The organism is Cytobacillus sp. ABV4_503, assembly GCF_056158445.1.
The window spans coordinates 4632294-4655659 of record NZ_JBSWTH010000001.1; the positions used below are offsets into that span (position 1 = coordinate 4632294).

The window sequence follows — 23366 nt, forward strand, 5'->3', positions numbered from 1 at the left end:
TGCAAAATGGCCAGCTTCTGTCCGCACCTTTGAAGGCTCTCTCTATTTAGGCATTCTTAAAGCGAACTTCGCTTATTAATTTTTTAGTTAGATGTTCAAGTCATTATTCGTAACAGCAGTTTAAGCCGCGCAAAAAAAATCAGTTCTTTATAAAAAGAAATGATTTTGCCCGGCGTTCTCTTTAGGAGTCCTAGTCTTTACGAACCAAGTCCTATCCTAATTTTATATTTTAACACATTCCTTGTGAAAGCAGTAACATTTTGACAGATTTTGTGAGACTTTTTGAGGGTTTTTGTCGAAATGGGGAAATAGATGCAGGCGACTTAGGAAGGGGCTTAAATCCATAGAGCAAAGCCTTGGTTCAGGCCATGGAAACAGCTTATGATCTTTTAGCCCCCGGAGCCGCATGAAGGTTCATCATGTACAGCAAAAGAAAAATTGCCATGGTACAGCTAAAAACGGCAGTCTTTAGCCTTTGACGCCTTTATCGGCGCTTTTTAATTCTTTTCATTTAACTGGCTCTTCTTCCATTTCCTCTTTTTTGTATTTCATTTTAGTGGCTTCACCGCCGCGCAGATGGCGGATCGATTTATGATAATCCAGGATTTCCTTTACTTCGTTTGCCAGTTCAGGATTGATTTCAGGTAATCTTTCCGTCAAGTCTTTATGGACTGTACTTTTGGATACGCCAAACTCCTTCGCGATTACGCGAACCGTTTTTTTCGTCTCCACGATATACTTTCCAATCTTGATAGTTCTCTCTTTGATGTAATCGTGCACACCACTCGCCCTCCCCAATTTGGATGTGAGAAGTGTGAAATGAGACTCGCTTTCTGTCTGGTCTTCAACTGTATTCCGCATGGTTTCCTGATTAAATGAACTTAATCGTGCATGCGCCCGAAAGGCTTGCTTTCAGCTTGCGAAAATTAAACATGTCCTCAACATATTCATTAGTTTAGTAAAACGATCCCTCACCTCATACATTCTCTTTGTAAGGTTTGTAACAGTTTATTAGCTTGGTTGAGGTAATATGCACGAAAAACACAATAGGGACAAGGTTTTGTGTAAATTTTTTGAAAATAGGACATCTGGAGGCCAAAAATTAGAAATGTTTTCAAATAATTCTTTGGGGTATTTGAAAATTAAGCAGTCTAAAGACCAGTGACAACTTTCCTGATTTTAATTATTCCATTGATAAGGTTCAGGACTTTTCCAGCATATTCGACAAAATCCACCATTACCGGGTAATTCATTTCCAAGCCAATAAACAAATTCCTTAGCAGCAGATAATTTCATATATCTAGGAATTACAGAGCGGATTGAACTATATGCATTTTCGGAAACAAGGGAAAAGAGCCAGGAACTCCTCCCTATTGTGAAGCGGATATTAATACCGTACTATTTTTTTCGGAAAACAATTCATTTAATTGGTTATGAAACCACAATATTCCAAAAGATAGGATGAGCATAGTATGCAAACACGCAAGGAAAGGATTCTAAATGATAAAAGAAAGAAGATAAAAGCAAGAGGAATGGCGGCAGCCAGCACCGTTTTTGCTGCAGTAATTGCATCAGCCGGTTTCAGCTCTTCAGCAAAAGAAGCTCAGGCATTAACAGGCACCTACAAAGTGAAGCAGGGAGATACTTTATATAAAATCTCCAGAGAACATGATATGACTGTTAAAGAATTGAAAGCGGTTAACCGCCTTAGGTCTGACACGATTCATCCAGGCCAATCATTGGAGGTCCGGACTGAGCGCCATACAGAAGAACCCTTTAATAACGAGACAGCTGTTTATACCGTTGTGCCCGGCGATACACTATGGGGGATCGCAAAGCGCTACCGCATGAATGTCAATGAATTGAAAACATTGAACAAGTTAAAAAGTGATATGGTACTCATCAATCAGAAATTGACCATTAAAGGTGACATATCCAGAATAAAAGCAGTCATCACTGGTGCCGCAGACAATTTCACGGTGGAATTTAAAAACGGGGATGATTATTTCACATTGAGGGTACCCTATGGAACAGCACAGACCTATCAAAAAATGTCAGGAAAAGAAGTCCTGGTGGTATATAAGGGCGGTTCACTGATCGATATACAATAAAGGCATGGAAAGCCGCATTCTGCCGGCTTTCCATTGGTTAATCCATATCACCCACCCGCTCACCAACATTCCAACCACAGTCATTAAAAAAGGGATCTCATTAGACTGTCAGTTGCATTAATAAATTCCCCCAAGGTTTTATGTCCCCTCTGCTGAAATTGAAAAAGCAATTCAACAAATAAGTAAGCTGCAGTTAAAGCATCCCCTGCTGCACTATGGCGGTCATATATGCGGGTGCCGAATGCCATGGCATACCTCTCAAGATCGCGCATATCGTAGGACGGGGCGATAAAGCCAATCAAATCCAGCGTGTCAATGGTCAGGAACCTTTTTAAAGCAAGCTTTTCGCGTTTAAATTCACTTTTGAGAGCAAGTGCATCAAAGCTTACATAATGGCCAACCAGGCATACTGCTTCCCTGGATTCGACATAGTCAAAAAAGCTCTGAATAGCTTCCAAGGCCTGCGGGGCATCTTTTACCATCTCATCGGAAATAGAGGTTAATTCTTTTATTTCCCGAGAAATTTGTCGGTTTGGGTTAACATATGTCTGAAATAGGTCCTTTTCCTGCACTTGAAGCCCTTTTACCGGAACGGCGCCGATCTCAATGATCCTGTCTGCCGCAGAAACTTGGAATCCTGTAGTTTCAGTATCAAATACAATAAAATTCAGATCTTCAAGCGGCGTTGATAATGGAATGTTTTCATATGTTAAGGAACATGTCACATTTTTTCTGAGAAAAAACATACCAGCCTCCTTTCAGAGATATTAAGAGAATCCAGCAATTGCCTGGCTCTGCAGCTCCCTTAATGTCTTTAAGCTTAGAATCAATTCTTCTTTTTCGCGGGTAGACATTCTTGTAAATGAGACAACGGAAGAGAGAGCGGCACCTGATTTTTCCTGCTGCCAGCGCTGGGTTACATACAAGGTCATAATAGTACTTACTGCTTCCTTCAAATCGTGTGCAAACTCCTTTGAGAATACCTGCCTATCCTTCAGGAAATCTATTTTTTCAAGTGGGGTGCCTGATATTTTTCCATGCATAAGTGACAGTATCTGCAAACTATGGTGATAGGGAAATAGAACCTCTTTTTTCATATCCATGCTTTTTCGATGCAGCTTGAATAGGGACCGGATCGGCTGGTCCAGGGTGGGAATGGAATGTTCCTTTTCCAGCTGTGCCAGCCGGTATAAAAAAATTCTGGACCTTTTTATCTGCTTCGCAGACTGTGCTTCAAATTTCGCATGCAGCCCTTCACTCCCCGCAATTAGCCGATAGGAGAAGAAATTTTGCGCTAATAATAAATGGTCATTTGTTGATTGAAGCATCCATGTCCGCAGCCGCTCCTCCCAATCTGCCAGCGAACCCCGCCATTTTTGTTCACTGCACATCATGAGTCCTTTGCAGCGTGCATAGCCAGCCGCTTCCATATTAGAAGTAATTCTTTTTCCCAGCACATCAAAAAATGCCGAGGCATCCTCTGAATGATTCTCATAAACCAGGAAATGGTCCTGATCTGTGAGCATGAACTGTTCTCCACGGCCGCTTGAGCCCATTTGATAGAAAGCAAATTCGCATGGCTGCTGCAAACCTTTTTCTACCAGTTCAGAAATAGAAAGAGCAATAATTCTGCCTGTAAGGCGATCGTATAGCTTTGTAATGATTTCAAGTATTTTTAATATGGGAACACGGTCCCTTATTAAAGAATCAATAATGTCATAGATGCCGGTTTTGATTTGCGGAAGGCTGCCCCGGTCGGCTTTTTCAATTTTTAGAACTGTCTTCATCACATTCTCGTTTTTCTTTCTCAGCAAATCTGATAGTGTCACAATCCCCGCCACCTTGGAATCTTCCATGACAGGCAGGTGTTTGACGCCCTTTAACAGAATCAGTGAAAGGGCATCATAGTAATATGCAAACCTTGATATCGTGACTGGGTTTTCCGTCATAATGGTTCTTGCTTGAGATGATAAATCTGCACCTTTAGCTGCGACTCTTTCCACTACATCTCTTTCCGTAATAATCCCTATTAAGCAATCATTATCTGCAACAAGGACCGAACTAATTTTCCTGCTATGCATTAATTTAGCGGCTTCCTGAATGGTTGCGGCCGGACCAACTGCCGCTGCTTCAGTACTCATGACATCCTGAACCCTGACCATGAATGCATCATTTTCTCCAAAATCTGTCGCGCGCTTTACCTGTTCTGCAAGTGATGCGTAAACATCTTTCAATCTGATGGCTGCCTGCGTCAGCAAGTAATCATGAACAGAAGGGTCATCCCATCTTTTTCTCACCACTTCAAACGGAATAAACATCGCCCTTACCTCGCTGGAGGCTTTGACTTCGACCATTGACTCTGTATCAATCTGTTTGGAAACTCCAAGGAAATCGGCAAGACTGGAAAAACCAATCAATTCCCCTGCCTGGACTACTTCAAGCACTTCTTCCCGTCCATTATGTTCATTTTTTACCAATACCTCTGAAAGACCTTCTAAAATGAGCAGAAGGCCTTCACGCTGTTTATCTTTTTTCAGGATAATGTCATTTTTCCCATAGCGGCGGACTTCACATAACGATAGAAGTGAAAGGGCTGTGTCGGATTCCACCCCTTGAAAAAAGGGGTGAAGCCGCACAGCCTCCAAACGGTATAGATTATACAGATTTTGATCCATCATCGTTCATCCATACTTCACCATCTTTATAGACCATTTGCTCCGGATAGCGAAGATCCATAACCTCCTCCTGAATTTTTTGCGAAGGAGCAGCTGTCATAAGAGAAACAATGATATTAGCTGCAAATGCAGCAGCAGCACCAAACACACCAGCGCCTGTATCAATGATACCCAGGATGGTAAAGCCGCCATATTTAGCAGCAAAGATATAAGCCAAAGTTACACCTAATCCGACCAGCAAGCCGGCAATGACGCCCTGTGAGTTTGAACGCTTCCACCAGACACCCAGAACAAGCGCAGGGAAGAATGTTCCTGTCGCGAGCGCGAATGCCCAGGCAACAATTTGCGTAATCGCTCCTGGAGGATTAAGTGCAATAAGGCCAGCCAAAAGAGTGGCGATTACAATGGACCAGCGAGCAACAGAAAGACGTGTCTTTTCAGTTGAATTCGGTTTTAGCACGCGGTAAAAAATATCATGGGCAAACGCAGAAGATATCGCAATCATCAAACCGCCGGCTGTTGATAATGCAGCAGCCATTGCCCCCGCTGCCACAAGACCAATGACAAACATGCCAAGATTGGCAATCTCAGGTGTTGCCATAACGACAATATCATTCGAGATAATGAGTTCATTCCATTGCAGCACGCCATCGCCATTGCCATCAGCGACTTGCAGCTTGCCTGTATCAACCCATGTTTTCGTCCAGGCAGGCAGTTCTGTAATTTTGCTGCCGGCAACCTGTGTCATTAAAATGAAACGGGAGAATGCAGCGTAGGCAGGTGCAGACAGATAAAGCAAGCCGATAAACAGCAATGCCCATGCTCCAGACCAGCGTGCGGCTTTCATCGTGGATACCGTATAAAAGCGGACAATTACGTGCGGAAGTCCGGCTGTACCAGCCATCAGTGTAAACATAAGGGCTAGAAACTGCCATTTCGTTCCATTTGTAAATGGCGCAAAATATTCAGAGATTCCAAGCTCCCGGTCGAGCTCACCCATTTTGCCTACAAGCTCTCCATATGAAAGCCATGGCGCCGGGTTTCCTGTGATTTGAAGGGACATGAAAACGACTGGAATGATATAAGCGATAATCAGAATGACATACTGAGCAACCTGTGTCCAAGTAATTCCTTTCATGCCGCCGAATGCAGCATAAAAGGCAATCAGAATGACACCGATCATAGTTCCAAGTTTCGCATCAATTTCGAACAGGCGGCCAATAACCACTCCTGAACCGGAAAGCTGGCCAATCGAATAGGTGAAGCTGATGATGATCGTACAAAGGGCTGCAATCACACGGGCTGTGTGGCTGTCAAACCGGTCACCTATGAATTCAGGAACCGTGTAGCGGCCATATTTCCGCAGCTGTGGCGCCAATAGGAAGGTTAAAAGCAGATATCCGCCCGTCCAGCCCATAATATAGGCAAGACCGTCATAGCCCAAGAGCATGATCGTTCCCGCCATCCCGATAAAGGAAGCGGCACTCATCCAGTCGGCGCCTATTGCCATTCCATTAAAGACTGGCGGCACCCCGCGGCCTGCAACATAGAACTCCGATGTCTCTTTTGCCTTATTATAGATGGCTATGCCAATATACAAAGCAAATGTAGCTAGAATAATGGATAATGAGACCAAGAATTGCGTATCCAAAGACATCCCCCTTTTTTACGGACAAATTTTTAATGACGCCCCTTTTATCTCTGTTATAGCGGCGGCTTGAACAGCCGCTCATTTTTCTTAATGATCAAGGACCTTCCCTGAACTGATTTGTTCATTTTTGTTTTCATCAATTCCATATTTCCGGTCAATGGCATCCCCCATTTTGGCATTAACGAACAGCAGAATGATAAAGGTCAGTACAGCTCCCTGTGCGCCCATAAAGTAATGGAATGGAAATCCGTTAATCGAAATATCGCTTAATGGTTTTGCAAAAAAGACCACGCCAAAAGAGGCAAGAAATCCAATAGCAAAATAAATGATCATATTCCGAGTCTTTTCGCGGAAATAACTGTCCGCTACTTTTTTATCAATTTTTTTCAAAACTCCACCCCCGGTAAAAATGATAAATTCACCACTCTTGATTCTGATTAACAGGCTTTATTATCAGGAATCACTCCTTTATTGGTTATCTGCAGCTAAATCGCTGCTATTTCACCGGATCCGTTATCCGGACCCGGACAAAACCATTACCTTAAACTGAAAATAAATTTGACTGTATCCATGAAAGGTGCGGGAACAAGAATGATTTGAACGAGGAAGTAAGCAAAGATTGATAGAAATGGAACTGCCAGGAAGATCGGCCTTTTCTTTCTTAAAGCAAGAAAAAGGCAAATCCCTGTAATGACCATCATAGACACTAACGTAAGCAATTTGGTTCCTCCTTTTTAGAAAGCGCTGTCATTTTTTTCTGCTTTCCGCTTTAAGTTTGAAAACAGGCGACTAAGTTGTTTTCTGACTTCACTTAATTTTAAGAAAATTCATACTTCATTATGTACAAAAATCATTTCCAGGTCAAGTACATGCTGGAAATATAATTAATTTTTTTAAAAGTGACCCATTGCTCCGTTGATGCTTAAGGGTTTTATCCAATAAGCCTGGTTGGCAGAAACTTTAGGGCATTAGAGGAAAACACTATAGTGATAATAAAAACTCGCAAAAAAAAAGAGCCTGCCCGGCTCTTTAATCCAATTCTTTGATAATAAGAGTAATGGCTTCCAGCAAATCCGCATCTGACCAGCTTGCCATGCTCTTTTTGCCTGCTGCTGCCAGTGCGTGGGAAGCAGGAATATGCACAAAACCCGCCAGTGCTTCAATGTTTGCGGATTTCAGCAGATGGAGCACGGAATACATAACGTTATTGCATAGATAAGTCCCCGCTGTGTTTGAGATTGATGCAGGAAATCCCTCTTCTTTAAGTCTATTAACCATCCGGCGGATCGGAAGGGTTGAAAAATAGCCATCGGGGCCATTTTCCTCTATCAGTTTGTCTTCAGGGGCCACTCCGCTATTGTCCGGCTCCCCATCCTGGCAATTGATTGCGATTCTTTCCGGTGTGATGGCTGTGCGGCCTGCAGCCAGTCCGAGAGAAATCACTGCATCCGGTTTTTTCTCCATTACTTCCTCTGCTATTTTCTTAGGTGCAAGATTAAAATCCACCGGCAAAAGGTGTCCCATAATTTCATAGTTTCCAACAGCTTTGCCATTCAATGCATTCACAATCTTTTCCGTCGGATTAATCGGAAAATCAAGAAAAGGTTCAAATCCGGTTAATAGCAGCTTTTTCATATTTTCTCCCCCTATATAACTCTTCGTTTTTCGAAGTATTATACAGGATAATGGCAGAATTGTCGAAAAAATGTTGATTCGACAAAAATCGGATGGTACCTGTCACCAAAAAAGAGCCTGCCATTTCGGCAGACTCCCTATTATTAGGCGTCAGTTGATTCAGTTGCAGTGTCTTCTTCAACTTGGTCGTCAGTTTGACCTTCGTCTTCAGAAGCTCCAGCTGGGTCTTCTTCTGTATCAGCAGACTCGTCTTCTTCCGTATTTCCGGCATTTTCATCTGCAGGTTCTTCAGCAGAACCTTCGTCTTCCGTTTTGCCAGACTCTTCTGTTGACTTGTCCTCAGAAGGAGCAGCTTCGTCGTTTTCTTCAGTTGCACCGCTGTTTTCTTCAGCATTTGCTTTATCAGTTGTATCTAACTCCTGTAAAGAGCTAAGCGGCTTATTGAAGTAATCAAGCGGATTGACCGGCATTCCGTCCTTGCGGATTTCAAAGTGTACATGTACGCCTGCTTCTTCATTAAACAAGCTTTCGCCTGCCTTTGCTAGAGCATCACCTTGTTCTACCTGGTCGCCAACCTTAACATTCATCTCTGTAACAGATTGATATTGTGTTACAATTCCTTTGTCATGCTCCACTTCAATAACATTGCCCAACAGTGAATCTTCTTCTACCTTGGTTACTTTTCCGCTTAATGCAGCAAGGACATCAAAAGTTTCTCCATCCTTGGTAGCAATATCAATACCTGTGTTCGGATGGTATGTGTTATTGTAAAATACTAGAGCAGCTTCCTGTTCTTCAGCCTTGCCGTCATAGTCATAGAATTGTTTTTGAATGACAGCTGAGTCTGGATCTTTGACAGGCATTACGAAGTTTTCCATTGCGCGGTTAACTTCCAATGCTGGCTCGTCGTACTTTTTGCCGGTAATATCAGTGGCTTCGTAATCGTAGCTGTCAGTGTCTGTAGCGTTGTCGCTTGTCTGATACCAAAGAACACCGGTTAGAATGATTGCTGCACTTGCAATGTAGATAGCTGGGAATGCCCACCGCTTCTTCATAAAGCGTTTAAAGCTGGAATCTTGAGAAGATCGTTTCTTTTCTTCCTCTCTCATTTATCATCACCTCAGCAATCAGTCTGAACAGATTGAGAGGATTATATACATTTCTAAAAAAAAATTTTTTGGGCTTATTTTTCGACAAAGGTTTTCGGATTATGCATGATTTGCGTAAAAATTTTAAAAGGAGTTTCTGATAGATGGTTAAGTGGATAATACGTGTGCTGCCTATCCTTTATATGGCGCTTATTTGGGTCCTGTCCAGCATGCCGGCAGATGCAGTGGTGGAGCTGCCGGATTTGGCGGTGGACCGTTTTATAAAAGAATCTATGCACCTGATTGAGTTCGGTATTTTGTATGTTCTTCTGGTTTTGGCTGCTTTAACTGCATGCAAGCTAACGCCGGGAGTGAATATTCTTTTGGCTGTTTTTGCGTGCTTCTACGGAATTCTCGATGAGATCCATCAGTCATTTGTACCGTACCGGTCTGCTGCTGTGATTGACGCTGTTAAGGATATTACCGGTGTGGCGGTATGCTGGTATTTTATCAGCAGGGCTCTTTTTTATGGGAAGTTTGAAAGGCTTAGTAAGCTTCTTGGTTTCTTTAAAAGGGCAGCACGAAAGAGCTGATTCTCTATGAACCAGCTCTTTCGATTATTTCTTAGCCGTGACTTTCGTCAGCAGCTGGTCGGAAGCGGCAACTTCTACCCCTTTATAATAATGGGCAACGATTTCTTTGTAGTTCTTTCCTTCAGCTGCCATGCCGTTTGCGCCGTATTGGCTCATGCCGACCCCATGGCCGTAGCCCTGGGTATTGATAATGATATTGTCTCCTTTGCGTTCCCAGGTAAAGTCTGTTGATTTCAGGCCCAGTTTCTCCCGGATGTCTTTTCCGCTGACGACTTTTCCGTTAATATCCACTTTTGAGACCCGCTGGCCGGCCGTGCGCTCGGTCACGTTTCCTATCGTGCTATCATTAGGGAGCGTCACCCCCAATTTCCTTTCAAAATCCTGAACGGTGAATACCTCTCTGCCATTAAACTTCGGAGACTGAAGGTCCCATTTGCTTTCTACACTTTTTAGGTAAGGAACGGAATTTGGCCATATGGCTTCGGAGTTTTCAGTAAATCCATTGCTTGTTGAAAAGAAGGAAGCTGTAATCGGTGAGCCATCGAAAGTGAGGATCTGGCCACTGGTTTCGGTAACGGCTTCTCTTACCTTTTCGATTTTCCACTTATAATCTTGTTTCCATTGCTGCCTCAGTTCCTCATCATTTTTATAAACCTGATGGGTTACTGTATCGTAAACTAATGCCCCCTCTGGAAGTTCAACGCTATCTTTATTCATTAACTGCTTAACAATAAATGTCCTTGCTGCCAATGCCTGAGCCTTCAAAGCTTCCTCTTCAAATTCAGCCGGCATTTCCGATGCTACTACTCCGACGATATACTCTTCAAGCGGAACCGTCTCCAGCTTTTTCTGTGCAAGGCGATAGACCCCTACCTCTATGGCTGGCCCTTGGGGAATTTCTGCCGCCGTCTCTTTCTTGGTCTCAGTCTGAAGCTCCTCGCCAAGCTTTCCGCTGACTTTCCCTTCTGTAAAGGGTATCACGAGCAGGGCGGGAACGATGAGCGTGACGGCAAACAACAGTGCGGCTAGTACGATGAAAGGTTTGAATTTTGTCATGTTTTAAGCCTCCATAGCAAATAAATAATTCGAACTCATTTCATGTTTATGGCTATGGACAAGCTATTATGACAACTTAATGAACCGGAATGCGATTTATCCAATTTAAGCTTTACTGCCCCGGATAAATTCGATAAAAGCTTTTGAGGCCGAGAGATCCATTGAACTTTCATTAAATACAAGCCATGTTTTCCGGTAAAGCTTTTCACCCTTGAAGCTCAATTCCCATGTGTTTAAATCCTTGCAGCCTTTAAGGCAAATTTCCGGCAGGATTCCATAACCCAGCCCATTCAGAATCATTTCACGGCATGTATCGATAATATCTACTTCCATTGTAATAGCCGGAGGAAGGTCGAAGTTTTCCTTCCACCAAAGATCGATTATATTTTTCAAGGATGGATCGGTGTTATAATCTATTCTCGGCAGATATGGAAGCTGTTCTAAATCGATTTTATCCTTTGAAGCAAGGAAGATTCTCTCTTCATCTATTAACATTTTTGGCCCCTTCCACTCATAAGGGTCACGGACGATGCCAACATTCGCCTCTTCTTTCTGAATCATTTGGATAACCTCATAGCTGAAGCCGGTTTTTAACTTCAAGTCTACCTGTGGATATTGAATTAGAAATGCAGCCAGTATTTCAGGCAATCTATATCTGGCATACGTTTGCGAGACGCCAAGCCTTAATGCTCCTCTTACCTCACCCTCCATGCTGCTGAGAAAATCCTTCGTTTCTCTTAGCTGATGAATCATCCTATTGGCATATTCCACTAAATATTCCCCTTCGGATGTAAAATCCACTCCTCTCTTTCTGCGTGATAGGATTTTTACAGCAAATTCTTTTTCCAGCTGTTGAATCCTATATGTTAATGAAGGCTGCGAGATATACAGCTGTTCCGCAGCTTTCGTAATATTCCGTTCTTTATGGATCGTCTGCAGGATGAGCCAATCTTTTTCGTCCATTTCAGCCTCCATTGAAATAGAAATTTTTTATCGTTAACAATAAAATATCAATATTTCATTTATTTTACCATTCCCCCTACAATAAAGTTATAAATAGTAAACATTCGTCGGGAGGAACTTAAAATGGCTAAATATGATGTAGTAGTGGTGGGAGCCGGCAATGCGGCACTATGTGCGGCAATTTCGGCAAAGGAGAATGGTGCAAGCGTCCTGGTTCTTGAAAAAGGTCCTGAACATAAGCGCGGAGGCAATTCATATTTTACAGATGGGGCCATCCGTTTTGCTTATAACGATTTAAGCGATATCAGAAGAATCATGCCATTATTGACAGATGAAGAAGCCGGTAACATTGTTATGCCGGAGTACAGTGATTCTGACTATTATAATGATTTAATGAGGGTGACGGAAGGCCAGAGCCATAAGGAGCTGGCAAATCAGCTTGTTTCAAAGTCTTATGAAACAATCGTCTGGATGAAGGAGCAGGGTGTTGAATTTGAACTGAATTATGATAATCAATCATTTAAAAAGGATGATAAAATTCACTTCTGGGGCGGCCTTCCTGTTAAAACGAAAGAAAAAGGAATTGGCTTAATGAAGGCACTTTTCCAGCGTGCCAAGGAAGCAGGCATTGATATATGGTATGAGGCTCAGGCAACCAAGCTATTGACGGAAGACAGCAGAATCACCGGCGCAGTTGTTAAGCAAAGAGAGAAAGAACTTACCGTAGAGGCAAACAGTGTCGTGCTTGCCTGTGGAAGCTTTGAAGCCAATAAAGAAATGCGTTCCAGGAATTTAGGACCTGAGTGGGAAGCAGCTGCTGTCCGGGGCACAGAATTCAATACAGGTGACGGAATCAATATGGCGATTGAGGCTGGAGCCGAAACATTTGGAGAATGGTCAGGATGCCACTCCATTGGTACAGACTATAATGTTCCAAAGGTGGGCGATTTCACAAAGCCAGGCGATATCTTCAAGAAGCATTCCTACCCGCTGGGAATCATGTTAAATAAAGAAGGGTACCGCTTTGTGGATGAAGGCGCCGATTTCAGGAACTATACCTATGCGAAATATGGACGGGAAATTTTAAAACAGCCTGGACATGTTGCTTACCAGATCTTTGATAGCCAAGTGAGACCTCTTCTGCGCAAAGAATATAATCTTGAGGAAGCAACAGTTTATCAGGCAGACACACTCGAGGAATTAGCGGAACTGATTCCTGTTGAAAAAGAACAGTTTTTAAAGACCCTTCACGAATATAATGATGCTGTTCAAAATGGTGATTATAATCCGTCTGTGAAAGATGGAAAATCAACATCAGGCATCACTCCTGAAAAAACAAACTGGGCACTGCGGGTTGAGAAAGGACCCTTCTATGCCTTCCCGGTTACATGCGGAATTACCTTTGCCTTTGGCGGACTACATGTAAACACCGATGGAGAAGTACTAAATAAAGAACAGACCCCCATTCCAGGGCTTTTTGCAGCAGGAGAGATGGTTGGGGGAATCTTTTATAAAAACTATCCGGGTGGATCAGGCTTAATGTCCGGCGCTGTTTATGGAAAAGTCGCCGGAACTCAGGCCGCATCCTTCGCAGTGAACCAATCCAGGGCTACAATTAAATAACTATAATGGCGTGCACAGTTAAATTGGGCACGCCATTTTTTCTTCAAGCTGTCTCATCCCTGCCAATAAAATGCGAAAGCTCCTAAAATAACCCCGATCCAAATCAAGAATGAAACAGCACCCGCTTTAAGCAAATCTCTCTCACTAAAATGGCCATATGAATAACTGATTAAATGGACAGGCGATTGTGTGATAAAGAAGAAGCCTGGAATACCTGCCAAAAGCACGGCCTTCACCAGGTTTAGTGCCGGGAAGCCACTTAGTACATCCCCAAGTGAAATCACTATAGGAAGCATGATGGCGAGGAAACCTAAGACATTCACAAACATGATTCTCATCAATGAAGTTAATAGAACTAGGATCAAAGCAGTCATAAACGGAGTCTTCAGGGCAAGGAATTGCGTGAGATACTTTACCAGAACATCGATGGTGCCTGTACTTAAGAGCATTCCTGAGACCATGAGCGTAGAAGCAAAGAACAGAACGATATCCCAATTAATCGATTTTCTCGCCCGCTCCCATTCCCAGACTCCGATTCCCGGGAATATGGTCAGACAAGCGCCCAAAAGTCCAATGAGGGGAATTGAGTATCCATGCATACTTTGTGTGATCCAAAGAGCAAGTGTAACGCCCATAATCGCAAGCATTTTCTTTTCTCTTGAACTGATCTTTCCCAATTCACTGATTTTGGCTTCAAGCAGACACAGCAAATGTTCTTTGTTTATTTTTTCCGGCGGAAACATGATGATGAATGCCAGACCGAGCAGCACGGCAAAAATCGCGATTGGCACTCCAAAAGTAAGAGTCCATTGCAGATAATCAATATGATGGCCGCTATCGGACAAAAGACTGTAAGCATAGATCGTAGAACTTGCTCCTGTAGCTACAAAAGCACCTGTAATTGAAATAAGATAAGTGATGCCGATAAATAAGGATTTGGCCAGATTGCTTGATTCGTCCATTGACTTTAAGCTTCTGATCAGACTATCAAATACGGAAGACAGAAGGCTTGCTTTGCCAACATTGGATGGGACAAGGACCGATAAAATGAAGACAAGGAAAAACGAGATGAAGACAAGCACCTTGCCCGCACCGCGAGAGCATTTCAAAATCATTAAGGAAAGCCTGTCGGCTAAACCAGTATCGATAAAGGCCCTTGAGATGATAAATGTCGAAACCAGCAGCCAGACCACATCAGAGGCGATATATGCCAGCACCTCTTCATAAGTAAAAAAATGAAAGGAAAACATCAGCATGACTAATAGTGAGCTGTATGCCAGGGGAAATACATTTCCGACCCATAATAGCTGGATGATCACAAGCGCGGTGAGCGACTGTACTTTTATATCCCATTGCATCGGGAGGGTAAAAAAGAACAGATACAGCGCGATTGCTATCATCAGTAGAATTTTCTTTTTCATTATGTTTCTCCTTCAGGATAAACAGGAAAATCCACCATTATTCTGGTGGACTTTCCTGGACTCATATTAAGCAGAGATAGCTTCTTTATCATCATTTCTGCTTTTCTTCTTGAACTTATTGATCACAATTGGATAGAACAAAGAAAGTACAGTCAGCACGATCAGTGTGATTGAAATTCCAGAAGAGAAGAAAATACTTAAGCTTCCGTTAGATGAAGTCAGGGCCATCCGGAAATTCTGCTCCATATCCCCGCCCACAATAATTGCCAGCACCAGCGGGGCAATTGGGAAGTCCATTATTTTCATGAAAAGCCCAATTACGCCAAAAAGAAGCAGAAGGAAATAGTCAACGGTGCTATAGCTGAGCGTGTACGTGCCTATAAACGCCAGCATGATGATAAGCGGATACAGGACCTTAGCTGGTGTATCCAGGATTTTCACCAATAAGCCGACAAGGAGAATATTGATGATGACCAGTGCGATATTTCCAATAAACATGCTGTTGATCAGGGCCCATACCATTCCAGGGTCGTTTTCAAAAAGCAAGGGGCCTGGCCTCACTCCCAGCATGATAAGAGCTCCCAGCATAACCGCTGTCGTGCCTGAACCCGGAATTCCCATGGTCAAAAGCGGAATCATTGCCCCCACAGAAGCAGCGTTATTGGATGATTCCGGAGCTGCCAGTCCTTCAACTGCTCCTTCGCCAAATTCCTCAGGCTTCTTTGATAGCTGCTTCTCAGTTGAATAGCTCATCATGGAAGCAATCGAACCTCCTGCTCCAGGAAGCACCCCGACGATAAACCCTAATGGAGCACTTCGAAGAATCGGCCACTTCGATCTTTTCCACTGATCTTTTGTAAACCAGATCCTGCCAACCTTCTTCTTTTCTTTTTTTACTTTATCAATCGTTAAAAAGTTATAAAAAACTTCTCCTACTGCATAAACACCGATTATAACAATGAGGAATTCAATGCCTTCACTTAAATGGGGAATATCCATTGTAAAACGGTGCACACCCGTCTGGGGGTCAATTCCAATGGTACTGATCAGAAGACCCAAAGCCATGGCGATGAAGCCTTTCACCATTTTACCGATTGAAAGTGATACAATCGCCGATAGTGTTAAAAGCATTAATAGGAAATATTCTGATGGTCCAAATTTCAAAGCGAAGTTTGCCAGCGGCTTTGCCAAAAAGATAAAACCAAAGACCGCCAATACCCCGCCGATAAAGGAAGCCACTGCGGAAATGGCCATTGCCTCTCCCGCCTGTCCCTTTTGAGCCATCGGATATCCGTCAAAGGTGGCCGCGATTGCAGATCCATCTCCCGGTGTATTGAGGAGAATCGAACTTCTTGAGCCGCCATACATGGCACCATAATAGATGGCAGCCATTAAAATAATCGCGCTTGTCGGATCCATCCCAAAAGTAATCGGGATTAATACAGCAACAGCTGTTGCTGGCCCCAATCCAGGGAGCATGCCGACAATCGTGCCTAAAAATCCGCCAATTACAACCCAAAAGATATTCATCGGCTGTAAAACAATCTGGAACCCTTGTAAGAAAGCATCCATGCTATCTTCTCACCTCCATATTTATGGTAAACTCACACCCAACAATTCACTAAAGCCGTACCAGGTTATAAACGAAAATAAAACCGTGACAATGATATTAGCCTTCCACTTCTTCCATCCATTCACATAGAACAGCAGACATCCCAAGAATATAATGGTTGAAGCCAGGAATCCAAAGGGCTCGAAGATAAAGGCGTAAAGGACTCCAAGCACAATTGTAACCCCTATTAATTTCAGTGTCCTCCCCTGGAAAAGCCCCTGGATTTTTCCATTGTGTTCATGAAGGGTTTTCAATTCATTAAAAAGGTAGATAACACTAAGCACCAGCATGAAAATGCTTAATCCGACCGGAAAATATAAAGGTCCGTTTGGATTTCCGAGGTTTGCCTTTGGAATGGCAAAAGAGCTGATTAAAAAGACGCTGGCAATGATGATCATCAACACAGGCATTCCGATTTTTACGGCTTTCATCGCAATCGCTCCCTTACTTAACCAGACCAGAATCATTGATCAGATCTTTGTATAACTTCTCCTGTTCATCAAAAAACTTTTTCGTTTCTTCACTATTTTGATAGAAGTCATCCCAGTCATTATTCTCAAGCAGCTTCTTCCATTCATCCGTTTTTACCATCTCAGCTAACTTCTCATCCCAATAGTTTATTTCTTCTTCAGTCATGTCAGGCGGGCCCATAATTCCTCTCCAGTGTGGAAAGACCATGTCTATTCCTTCTTCCTGGAGTGTAGGCACATCCTCGAGCTCTTCCAATGTCTTATCAGAGGATACAGTCAAGATTCTAAGCTTTCCAGCCAAATGCTGATCCTTTACCTCTGATAACGATGTGGTTACAACATCCACATGGTTCCCCATCAGAGCGGTAACGACATCTCCCCCGCCTCCATCATAAACAAGGAAATTCAAGTCCGATGGTGTAATCCCTTTCATGTCTGCAACCTGCACAAAAGCCAAATGGTCATCATTCCCTAAGCCAGGGCCGACTCCGATTTTAATAGACTTTGGATCCTTCTTGATTTCATCCATTAAGTCATTGATAGATTTATATGGAGAATCAACAGATACCGCAATTGCCTGCCATTCAGTGGCCAGTGTGGCTAAAGGAGTAAAATCTTTGTGGGTCAGTTTGCTTTGCCCCAGCAAATGATTGGTCAGAAGCAAACTCGAGTTAACTGCCAGGTTATGAGAGTCTTTGCTATGCAGATAATTCCAGCCAACCTCACCCCCGCCTCCGGGCTTATTAATGACATTTACATTGCCTTTGACAAGTTTGTTATCCTTTAAGATTTTCTGTACGGAACGGGCAGTTAAATCCCAGCCGCCACCCGGAGATGCCGGGGCTACAATCTCAATATTTTTCGAGGGGTAATCTGCACTGTTCGATGCTTTACCTGATGAACACGCTGCCAGCATAAATGCAGCTAATATTAAAATTCCAAGGTTTTTCACGGTTTCCACTCCTTTTAAGTTATTAATTCTGAATTTATAATAAATTCTAAACACTTTCGTGTAAACGTTTTCAAAAAATTGTCCTTATAAACCTTTATATGCATTTTGTTCATTGTGTTCATATGTTCAGAGGTTCACATATTTATAAAAAGAAAAAGCCCTGATCATTCGGACTTTTCCTCATCCTTCTTTTATGTAATAATTCCGTTCCGGCCGTCCTACAATCCCATACTCCTGCTCCACATACGCTTTATTGGCACTTACCAAGTATTCCAGATACCTTCTCGCCGTAGTCCTGGATGCACCCATTTTTTCGCCAACTTTGTCAGCGGACATGCCTTTCGATTCCTTCTTTAGTATTTTGCTTACTTTGTTTAAGGTAAGGTAGTCAATTCCCGCAGGCAAATCAAGTTTATCTTCTTTCACCTTGCGGCTTCCAAATAACCGGTCAATGGCATCCTGATTCACTTCCACTAATGAGTCCAGGATCTGCTTATCATGTCTATATTTTTCAAGTGTTCCTACAAAAGTCTCCATTGTTACCGGCTTAATCAAATAGTTATGGACGCCAAACTTCAGAGCTTTCTGCAAATATTCTTTTTCTCTGGCAGCTGATATCAAAATAACATCCAGTGCGGGAAACTTTTCACGGATTTCCAGCAGCAGATCTGTTCCCAATTTATCCGGCATATATATATCCAGCAGCAGCAAATCAACTTGATGGACGTTCAATAGATTCATGGTTTCCCTTGCATTTAAGGCCTTCCCGATTAGCTTCATGCCCTTAACCCTTGATAAAAATTCTTCATGGATTTGCGCAATCCGGAAATCATCCTCAGCAATTAGAACATTGATTACCCCACTCAAATTCCCCCTTTATAAGAGATAATCATTTTGGCAAGTAGACAGTAAACACCGTACCATTTTCTTCATTACTGTCAAATTCAATCATTCCGCCTAATGATCGTGCTTCATCGTTTACATTTCCAAGACCATATCCCCTATGTTTTCCCTTGGAAGAAAAACCGGTTTGAAAAATAAATGGCTTATCCTCATCCTTAATCCCCTTCCCATTGTCATTGATTTCAAAAATAATGTCATTTCCGATATCTGTCACAAAAAAATGAACCATCTTTTCTTCTTTTTCTGCAACGGCATCAAATGCATTATTAATGAGATTTCCCAAAATAATGATCAGGGAAGATAGCTTGAATTTTTCCGGAAGGGATTCCAGCGAGCTTTCTGGATCAATAACAAAATTTATTTTCTTTTCCGACGCCTGCGCCATTTTTCCTAATAGTATGGCCTGGACTTTTTCATCCTGTATTTTTGATAGTAATAAATCTTCTTCTATCGAATGGATATGGTCCTCATTCTTAATAAACTCAATCGCTTCCTCCTTCTTATTCAGCTGCAGAAGGCCGAGAATGGCATAGAGCTTATTGGTAAACTCATGAGCTTGAGCTCTCAGGTCATCGGAATACTGTCTAACCTCTGATAGGGCATCAATCATATGCTTGATCTCTGTCCTGTCCCGGAAGCTGCCTACCATCCCTTTTCTTTGATTTTCTTCAAAGACAGGCTCAGTGTTGACAATCATAATTTTTTCCTTGTATTGAATTTCAACATTCTTTTGTTTTTCGCTGTTAGTAAGAATCTTTAACATGTCCGAGGAACAAATTACTTCAGATAGGGGCCTTCCTTCTGCCTGTGCCTCAATATCCAGCATTTGCTGTGCAGACGAGTTCATCATGGTGATATACCCTCGCTCATCCACAGCAATGATCCCTTCTCTCACCGATTGGAGAATAGCATTTCTTTCTCTATACAAAGCCGCGATTTCATATGGCTCCAGATTGAGTGTATCTTTGCGAATGCTGTTGGCCAGAAGGAAGCTTCCAATGATTCCTATAATTAAGATTAGGACGGAAGCTTTTAGAATTTTTGCGATGTCGCCCCAAATAGAAAGATATATCGCATCCATTTCATATAAGACAACGACTGTACCCTCGACTTTTTTATAAGGTCCATAATCCACCATAACTGGGGCAACCGCTTTTAGCACCTTTCTGCCATTTTCTGTTGTTTGAAGTACGTAATAGCTCCCATAAGTAAGCGCTTTATCGAGATTCTCATTATTCAGCTTATTATATAAGCCTTCTTCATCTGTTGAAGCAATCAGCCTCCCATCACGGCCCTGGAAAAATACAGTCATAGGTTTGGATTGATATTTAATCTGGTCCATCAATATACTGATATCTTCATGTCCGCCGCCATCCCGAAAGAAATCATGCAGGGCAGGCATATAAGACAGGGTCTTGGCCGTTTCCAAAGAAATTTCCCTCGCCTTTACCACATCATCAGCCTGCTTCATATAAATAAATAAGCCAGATAAAGACGTGATGATAAAAATAATCAGCATGAGGACCAATCCCAGAATTTTCACCTTCAAAGAAACCTTTAGGATTTTTTTCATTATATCTTCATCAGCTGTTCACTATATCCTATCTTTTTTCTATTATATTAGTATAAATATTCAAAATTATCCATGAATCCTTCTTACTAGTCGGCCAATAAGAAAAGCGCAAGCGCCTAGCTCACCCCCGACAAGCACAAGACGATCCTCTCGGAAAGGCGTTCTTTGCCTTTTTGGGAGGATCGGCTTGTGACCTCTAGGGGATAGGCGCTGGAGCTAGACAGTTAGTTATCAACGTTCAAAAGTTATTCTTATCATTAATTAAAAACCGCAGAATCGATTTGTCAGTCCTCTGACAGCTCGATTCTGCGGTTTCAGTTTGAAATGCGCGCAAGGCGACTATTTTGACGACTCGCAATGGCCGCCTTGATTGGCATCACTTATGCGTTCATGTCAGAAACAAGGCTGTTATTAACAGGTGTTTCTTCCACTTCTGTCACACGTTCGATATCTGCACCAAGTGCAGCAAGCTTTTCGTGGAAACTCACGTATCCGCGGTCAAGATGCTTCAGCTCTGTTACGCGTGTTACGCCATCTGCCACCAAACCAGTCAGGATCAAGGCTGCTGCTGCACGAAGATCAGTAGCAGCTACTTCTGCACCCTGCAGATTGCTTGGTCCGTTCATAATGACTGAACGGCCTTCAATTTTAATATCAGCGTTCATGCGGCGGAATTCCTCCACATGCATGAAACGGTTTTCGAATACAGTTTCCGTGATCACACTTGTACCCTGAGCGTGAAGCAATAGGGCCATCATCTGTGATTGCATGTCTGTCGGGAAGCCAGGGTGAGGCATTGTTTTAATATCAGCTGCCTTCAATTTATCTGGACCCAGCACACGGATTCCTTCAGCTTCTTCAATGAAGGTAACACCCATTTCTTCCATCTTGGCGATTAAAGAAGCGGAATGCTCAGGAACAGCACCCTTTACAAGAACGTCTCCTCCTGTAATGGCAGCTGCTACCATGAATGTACCTGCTTCAATGCGGTCAGGAATGATGTTGTGCTCTGCACCAAACAGTACGTCCACACCTTCAATGCGAATCGTGCCAGTTCCTGCCCCTTTAACCTTGGCACCCATTTTATTGAGGAAGTTAGCCAAGTCTACAATTTCCGGTTCCTTTGCTACGTTTTCCAAAATCGTTGTGCCTTTGGCTAATGTTGCAGCCATCATAATGTTTTCCGTAGCACCAACGCTAGGGAAATCTAGATATATTTTTGCTCCATGCAAGCGGCCTTCTGGTGCTTCCGCTTCAATAAAGCCATTACCAACCTTTACTTTCGCACCCATCGCTTCAAAGCCTTTTAAATGCTGGTCGATTGGGCGGGAACCGATTGCGCAGCCCCCTGGCAATGCCACACGGGCACGGCCATTTCTTGCTAATAAAGATCCCATGACTAAAACTGAAGCACGCATTTTGCGTACATATTCAAAAGGTGCTTCTACCTTCAACTCTCGAGATGCATTTACTGTTACTGTATTATTTTCAAACTCCACTTCGGCGTTTAAATAGCGTAATACTTCATTAATAGTATATACATCGGAGAGTGTTGGGACATCACGAATTACGCTTTTGCCATCACTTGCTAACAGTGTTGCGGCGATAACCGGTAAGACAGCGTTTTTTGCTCCTTCTACTTTGACAGTACCGCTTAACCTATTTCCGCCGCGGACGATGATTTTATCCAAAGTGTATTCCCCTCCGCGTCCATTTTCTCTATATTAATATTCAATCGTAATGATGGGTGTGCCAATAACTATGTTTGTCTTGGCGCCCATTCCTTGTGTCCGTAATCCAAGCTGCATGTTCATTTTATTGCCATTTGTCTCAATGAATTCACCAAAAAGCGGTGAATTTGCTGATGCTGAAATAAATTGGTCCTCTTCTAGTGCTTCTATTTCTGTTGCATTAAAAGCTTCCAGCAATTGAGTTGCAGTATCAGGCAAAGACTTATTAATCTTATCATTGAATTCACCCTGGATACAAGAGAAAATTGTGGCATTTCCTCGAAAAATGTCAGAAATCTTACTATTCAGTTCTGCAGCCAGTTCGCTTTGTTCTTTCTTCCACCCCTGACCTTTGGCCTCATAAATCACATACGTCTGAACTTGACCTTTTGTGGGGGTCGATAAAACTTTTACTGCTTCTGACTGAGTATCTGTTTTCATAATAATAGCTTCTGCTTCCCAAGACTTTTCTGATCTTTGAAAGCTCCATTCCCAATCAGGATATTTCGCCTGCAATTCATCGGTGAATGCTTTCACTTCCCGAAGGGTTTGAAGATTTTCCATTTTTTCTCTCGCATGCAAAGTCCAATCTTTGATTAAAATATTCTCGCCCTGTAAAACCGAGGCCATCGTTAACAGGTCAAGCTCCCCTTTGGCTACAGTCGTCTTATTCCCAATGATTATCATCATGAAACCAATAATGGCAATAATGGATAATGTAATGAATGATTTTTTCATCTGTAAACTCCTCCCCTTAGTACCATTGTTACCAAGGATAGAGTGAGCATACTTGGGAATTGTCGTCACTTTTTGACAAACTGAAAAGGCAGCAAAATCACTGTTAATTCCATTGCTATTCCTGCCCTTTTTTGCATACTTTGAAAACCATTTCACAAGATAGTATGTATGCAGGAAAACAAGCAACAAAAAGATTTTACTCAATAATCTTCAAAAAGAAAACATGTATGAAGACCTATATTTATAAAAAATATGGCCATCAAATGCATCACCTAAAGAAAGGTAATATTCTGCAGTATAAGCGGCAGCTGCTGGGACCATAGAAGATAGTCGAGAAAGAAGTTGCTTACGGCTGAACCAATCACAATAGAAAGCAGAACATATAATACACGTGCCTGAAAAACATGATTTGCCCGCAATAGTGTTTCAAATCGCAATGCCTGAAGCGCCCACCAGGCCAGTGCAATAAACACCAGATGAGACATAATACTGATAAGTGCCTGCTGCCCAAATCCTGATATCATCTTCTTCCCTCCCTTAAAAGTTTGCCACGTCGCTTACCTGTTTTGTGC

Annotated in this window: 22 protein-coding genes; 3 read left to right on the forward strand and 19 right to left on the reverse strand. The window is 42.6% G+C overall.

What is annotated here, in order from left to right:
- Positions 1–507: 507 nt before the first annotated feature.
- Complete coding sequence (gene spoIIID, locus ACXAD1_RS23085) at positions 508–780, reverse strand: sporulation transcriptional regulator SpoIIID (RefSeq protein ID WP_009332173.1); 273 nt, start codon at positions 778–780, stop codon at positions 508–510.
- 692 nt (positions 781–1472) lie between these two features.
- Between spoIIID and ACXAD1_RS23090 the strand changes: the two genes are divergently transcribed.
- Positions 1473–2111 carry a LysM peptidoglycan-binding domain-containing protein gene (locus tag ACXAD1_RS23090; RefSeq protein ID WP_474911155.1) on the forward strand — a complete coding sequence of 213 codons (639 nt, stop codon included), beginning with the start codon at positions 1473–1475 and terminating at the stop codon, positions 2109–2111.
- Positions 2112–2194: 83 nt separating this feature from the next.
- Here the strand turns inward: ACXAD1_RS23090 and ACXAD1_RS23095 are convergent, their stop codons facing one another.
- The 7 genes from ACXAD1_RS23095 to ACXAD1_RS23125 all read right to left on the reverse strand — a co-directional run bounded on the left by ACXAD1_RS23095 (position 2195) and on the right by ACXAD1_RS23125 (position 9181).
- On the reverse strand, positions 2195–2857 hold the full coding sequence (locus ACXAD1_RS23095; RefSeq protein WP_474911156.1) for a 3'-5' exonuclease: 663 nt from the start codon (positions 2855–2857) through the stop codon (positions 2195–2197).
- Between the two features lie 21 nt (positions 2858–2878).
- The gene (locus ACXAD1_RS23100) at positions 2879–4786 is read right to left on the reverse strand and encodes a DUF294 nucleotidyltransferase-like domain-containing protein (protein ID WP_370223674.1); all 1908 of its coding nucleotides are present in this window, start codon (positions 4784–4786) and stop codon (positions 2879–2881) included.
- Complete coding sequence (locus ACXAD1_RS23105) at positions 4767–6437, reverse strand: sodium:solute symporter family protein (RefSeq protein WP_474911157.1); 1671 nt, start codon at positions 6435–6437, stop codon at positions 4767–4769. Before ACXAD1_RS23105 ends, ACXAD1_RS23100 begins: the two co-directional genes overlap by 20 nt.
- An 87-nt stretch (positions 6438–6524) precedes the next feature.
- Positions 6525–6827, reverse strand: coding sequence for a DUF4212 domain-containing protein (locus tag ACXAD1_RS23110; protein WP_474911158.1), 303 nt, complete (start codon positions 6825–6827; stop codon positions 6525–6527).
- Positions 6828–6973: 146 nt separating this feature from the next.
- Positions 6974–7156 (reverse strand): hypothetical protein, encoded by a 183-nt coding sequence (locus ACXAD1_RS23115; protein ID WP_206840658.1) that lies wholly within the window; start codon positions 7154–7156, stop codon positions 6974–6976.
- 310 nt (positions 7157–7466) lie between these two features.
- Positions 7467–8072 (reverse strand): pyroglutamyl-peptidase I, encoded by a 606-nt coding sequence (locus ACXAD1_RS23120; RefSeq protein WP_474911159.1) that lies wholly within the window; start codon positions 8070–8072, stop codon positions 7467–7469.
- A 143-nt stretch (positions 8073–8215) separates the two neighbouring features.
- On the reverse strand, positions 8216–9181 hold the full coding sequence (locus ACXAD1_RS23125; protein WP_474911160.1) for a peptidoglycan DD-metalloendopeptidase family protein: 966 nt from the start codon (positions 9179–9181) through the stop codon (positions 8216–8218).
- A gap of 143 nt (positions 9182–9324) precedes the next feature.
- Between ACXAD1_RS23125 and ACXAD1_RS23130 the strand changes: the two genes are divergently transcribed.
- Positions 9325–9753, forward strand: coding sequence for a VanZ family protein (locus ACXAD1_RS23130; protein ID WP_474911161.1), 429 nt, complete (start codon positions 9325–9327; stop codon positions 9751–9753).
- 24 nt (positions 9754–9777) lie between these two features.
- Here ACXAD1_RS23130 and spoIID read toward each other — a convergent pair whose 3' ends face one another.
- Positions 9778–10809, reverse strand: a complete 1032-nt coding sequence (spoIID, locus tag ACXAD1_RS23135; RefSeq protein ID WP_474911162.1) for a stage II sporulation protein D — start codon at positions 10807–10809, stop codon at positions 9778–9780.
- 105 nt (positions 10810–10914) lie between these two features.
- Complete coding sequence (locus ACXAD1_RS23140; protein WP_206840667.1) at positions 10915–11772, reverse strand: LysR family transcriptional regulator; 858 nt, start codon at positions 11770–11772, stop codon at positions 10915–10917.
- A 123-nt stretch (positions 11773–11895) separates the two neighbouring features.
- Between ACXAD1_RS23140 and tcuA the strand changes: the two genes are divergently transcribed.
- Positions 11896–13395 (forward strand): FAD-dependent tricarballylate dehydrogenase TcuA, encoded by a 1500-nt coding sequence (gene tcuA / locus ACXAD1_RS23145; RefSeq protein WP_474911163.1) that lies wholly within the window; start codon positions 11896–11898, stop codon positions 13393–13395.
- Between the two features lie 53 nt (positions 13396–13448).
- Here the strand turns inward: tcuA and ACXAD1_RS23150 are convergent, their stop codons facing one another.
- From ACXAD1_RS23150 to ACXAD1_RS23190, 9 genes are all read right to left on the reverse strand, one after another.
- Positions 13449–14816: an SLC13 family permease gene (locus ACXAD1_RS23150; protein ID WP_474911164.1), complete on the reverse strand. Its 1368-nt coding sequence runs from the start codon at positions 14814–14816 to the stop codon at positions 13449–13451.
- A 66-nt stretch (positions 14817–14882) separates the two neighbouring features.
- Positions 14883–16388, reverse strand: a complete 1506-nt coding sequence (locus ACXAD1_RS23155; RefSeq protein ID WP_206840673.1) for a tripartite tricarboxylate transporter permease — start codon at positions 16386–16388, stop codon at positions 14883–14885.
- Positions 16389–16409: 21 nt separating this feature from the next.
- Positions 16410–16859 carry a tripartite tricarboxylate transporter TctB family protein gene (locus ACXAD1_RS23160; RefSeq protein WP_370223628.1) on the reverse strand — a complete coding sequence of 150 codons (450 nt, stop codon included), beginning with the start codon at positions 16857–16859 and terminating at the stop codon, positions 16410–16412.
- 13 nt (positions 16860–16872) lie between these two features.
- Positions 16873–17850 (reverse strand): tripartite tricarboxylate transporter substrate binding protein, encoded by a 978-nt coding sequence (locus ACXAD1_RS23165; RefSeq protein ID WP_370223626.1) that lies wholly within the window; start codon positions 17848–17850, stop codon positions 16873–16875.
- A 180-nt stretch (positions 17851–18030) separates the two neighbouring features.
- Positions 18031–18717 (reverse strand): response regulator, encoded by a 687-nt coding sequence (locus ACXAD1_RS23170; RefSeq protein WP_370223625.1) that lies wholly within the window; start codon positions 18715–18717, stop codon positions 18031–18033.
- A 22-nt stretch (positions 18718–18739) separates the two neighbouring features.
- On the reverse strand, positions 18740–20326 hold the full coding sequence (locus tag ACXAD1_RS23175; protein ID WP_370223624.1) for a sensor histidine kinase: 1587 nt from the start codon (positions 20324–20326) through the stop codon (positions 18740–18742).
- Positions 20327–20706: 380 nt separating this feature from the next.
- Entirely contained in the window at positions 20707–22017 is a 1311-nt protein-coding gene (gene murA / locus ACXAD1_RS23180) for a UDP-N-acetylglucosamine 1-carboxyvinyltransferase (protein WP_370223622.1), read from the reverse strand.
- A 33-nt stretch (positions 22018–22050) separates the two neighbouring features.
- Positions 22051–22794, reverse strand: a complete 744-nt coding sequence (locus ACXAD1_RS23185; protein ID WP_474911165.1) for a YwmB family TATA-box binding protein — start codon at positions 22792–22794, stop codon at positions 22051–22053.
- Between the two features lie 272 nt (positions 22795–23066).
- Positions 23067–23318, reverse strand: a complete 252-nt coding sequence (locus ACXAD1_RS23190; protein WP_206840686.1) for a DUF1146 family protein — start codon at positions 23316–23318, stop codon at positions 23067–23069.
- Positions 23319–23366 lie beyond the last annotated feature (48 nt).

What these genes read in the sequence shown, in the direction of transcription:
- ACXAD1_RS23090 (WP_474911155.1), top strand. Translation starts at nt 1,473, where the DNA reads ATGCAAACACGCAAGGAAAGGATTCTAAATGATAAAAGAAAGAAGATA.
- ACXAD1_RS23095 (WP_474911156.1), bottom strand. Translation starts at nt 2,857, where the DNA reads ATGTTTTTTCTCAGAAAAAATGTGACATGTTCCTTAACATATGAAAAC.
- ACXAD1_RS23100 (WP_370223674.1), bottom strand. Translation starts at nt 4,786, where the DNA reads ATGGATCAAAATCTGTATAATCTATACCGTTTGGAGGCTGTGCGGCTT.
- ACXAD1_RS23120 (WP_474911159.1), bottom strand. Translation starts at nt 8,072, where the DNA reads ATGAAAAAGCTGCTATTAACCGGATTTGAACCTTTTCTTGATTTTCCG.
- ACXAD1_RS23125 (WP_474911160.1), bottom strand. Translation starts at nt 9,181, where the DNA reads ATGAGAGAGGAAGAAAAGAAACGATCTTCTCAAGATTCCAGCTTTAAA.
- ACXAD1_RS23130 (WP_474911161.1), top strand. Translation starts at nt 9,325, where the DNA reads ATGGTTAAGTGGATAATACGTGTGCTGCCTATCCTTTATATGGCGCTT.
- spoIID (WP_474911162.1), bottom strand. Translation starts at nt 10,809, where the DNA reads ATGACAAAATTCAAACCTTTCATCGTACTAGCCGCACTGTTGTTTGCC.
- ACXAD1_RS23140 (WP_206840667.1), bottom strand. Translation starts at nt 11,772, where the DNA reads ATGGACGAAAAAGATTGGCTCATCCTGCAGACGATCCATAAAGAACGG.
- tcuA (WP_474911163.1), top strand. Translation starts at nt 11,896, where the DNA reads ATGGCTAAATATGATGTAGTAGTGGTGGGAGCCGGCAATGCGGCACTA.
- ACXAD1_RS23150 (WP_474911164.1), bottom strand. Translation starts at nt 14,816, where the DNA reads ATGAAAAAGAAAATTCTACTGATGATAGCAATCGCGCTGTATCTGTTC.
- ACXAD1_RS23155 (WP_206840673.1), bottom strand. Translation starts at nt 16,388, where the DNA reads ATGGATGCTTTCTTACAAGGGTTCCAGATTGTTTTACAGCCGATGAAT.
- ACXAD1_RS23160 (WP_370223628.1), bottom strand. Translation starts at nt 16,859, where the DNA reads ATGAAAGCCGTAAAAATCGGAATGCCTGTGTTGATGATCATCATTGCC.
- ACXAD1_RS23175 (WP_370223624.1), bottom strand. Translation starts at nt 20,326, where the DNA reads ATGAAAAAAATCCTAAAGGTTTCTTTGAAGGTGAAAATTCTGGGATTG.
- ACXAD1_RS23185 (WP_474911165.1), bottom strand. Translation starts at nt 22,794, where the DNA reads ATGAAAAAATCATTCATTACATTATCCATTATTGCCATTATTGGTTTC.
- ACXAD1_RS23190 (WP_206840686.1), bottom strand. Translation starts at nt 23,318, where the DNA reads ATGATATCAGGATTTGGGCAGCAGGCACTTATCAGTATTATGTCTCAT.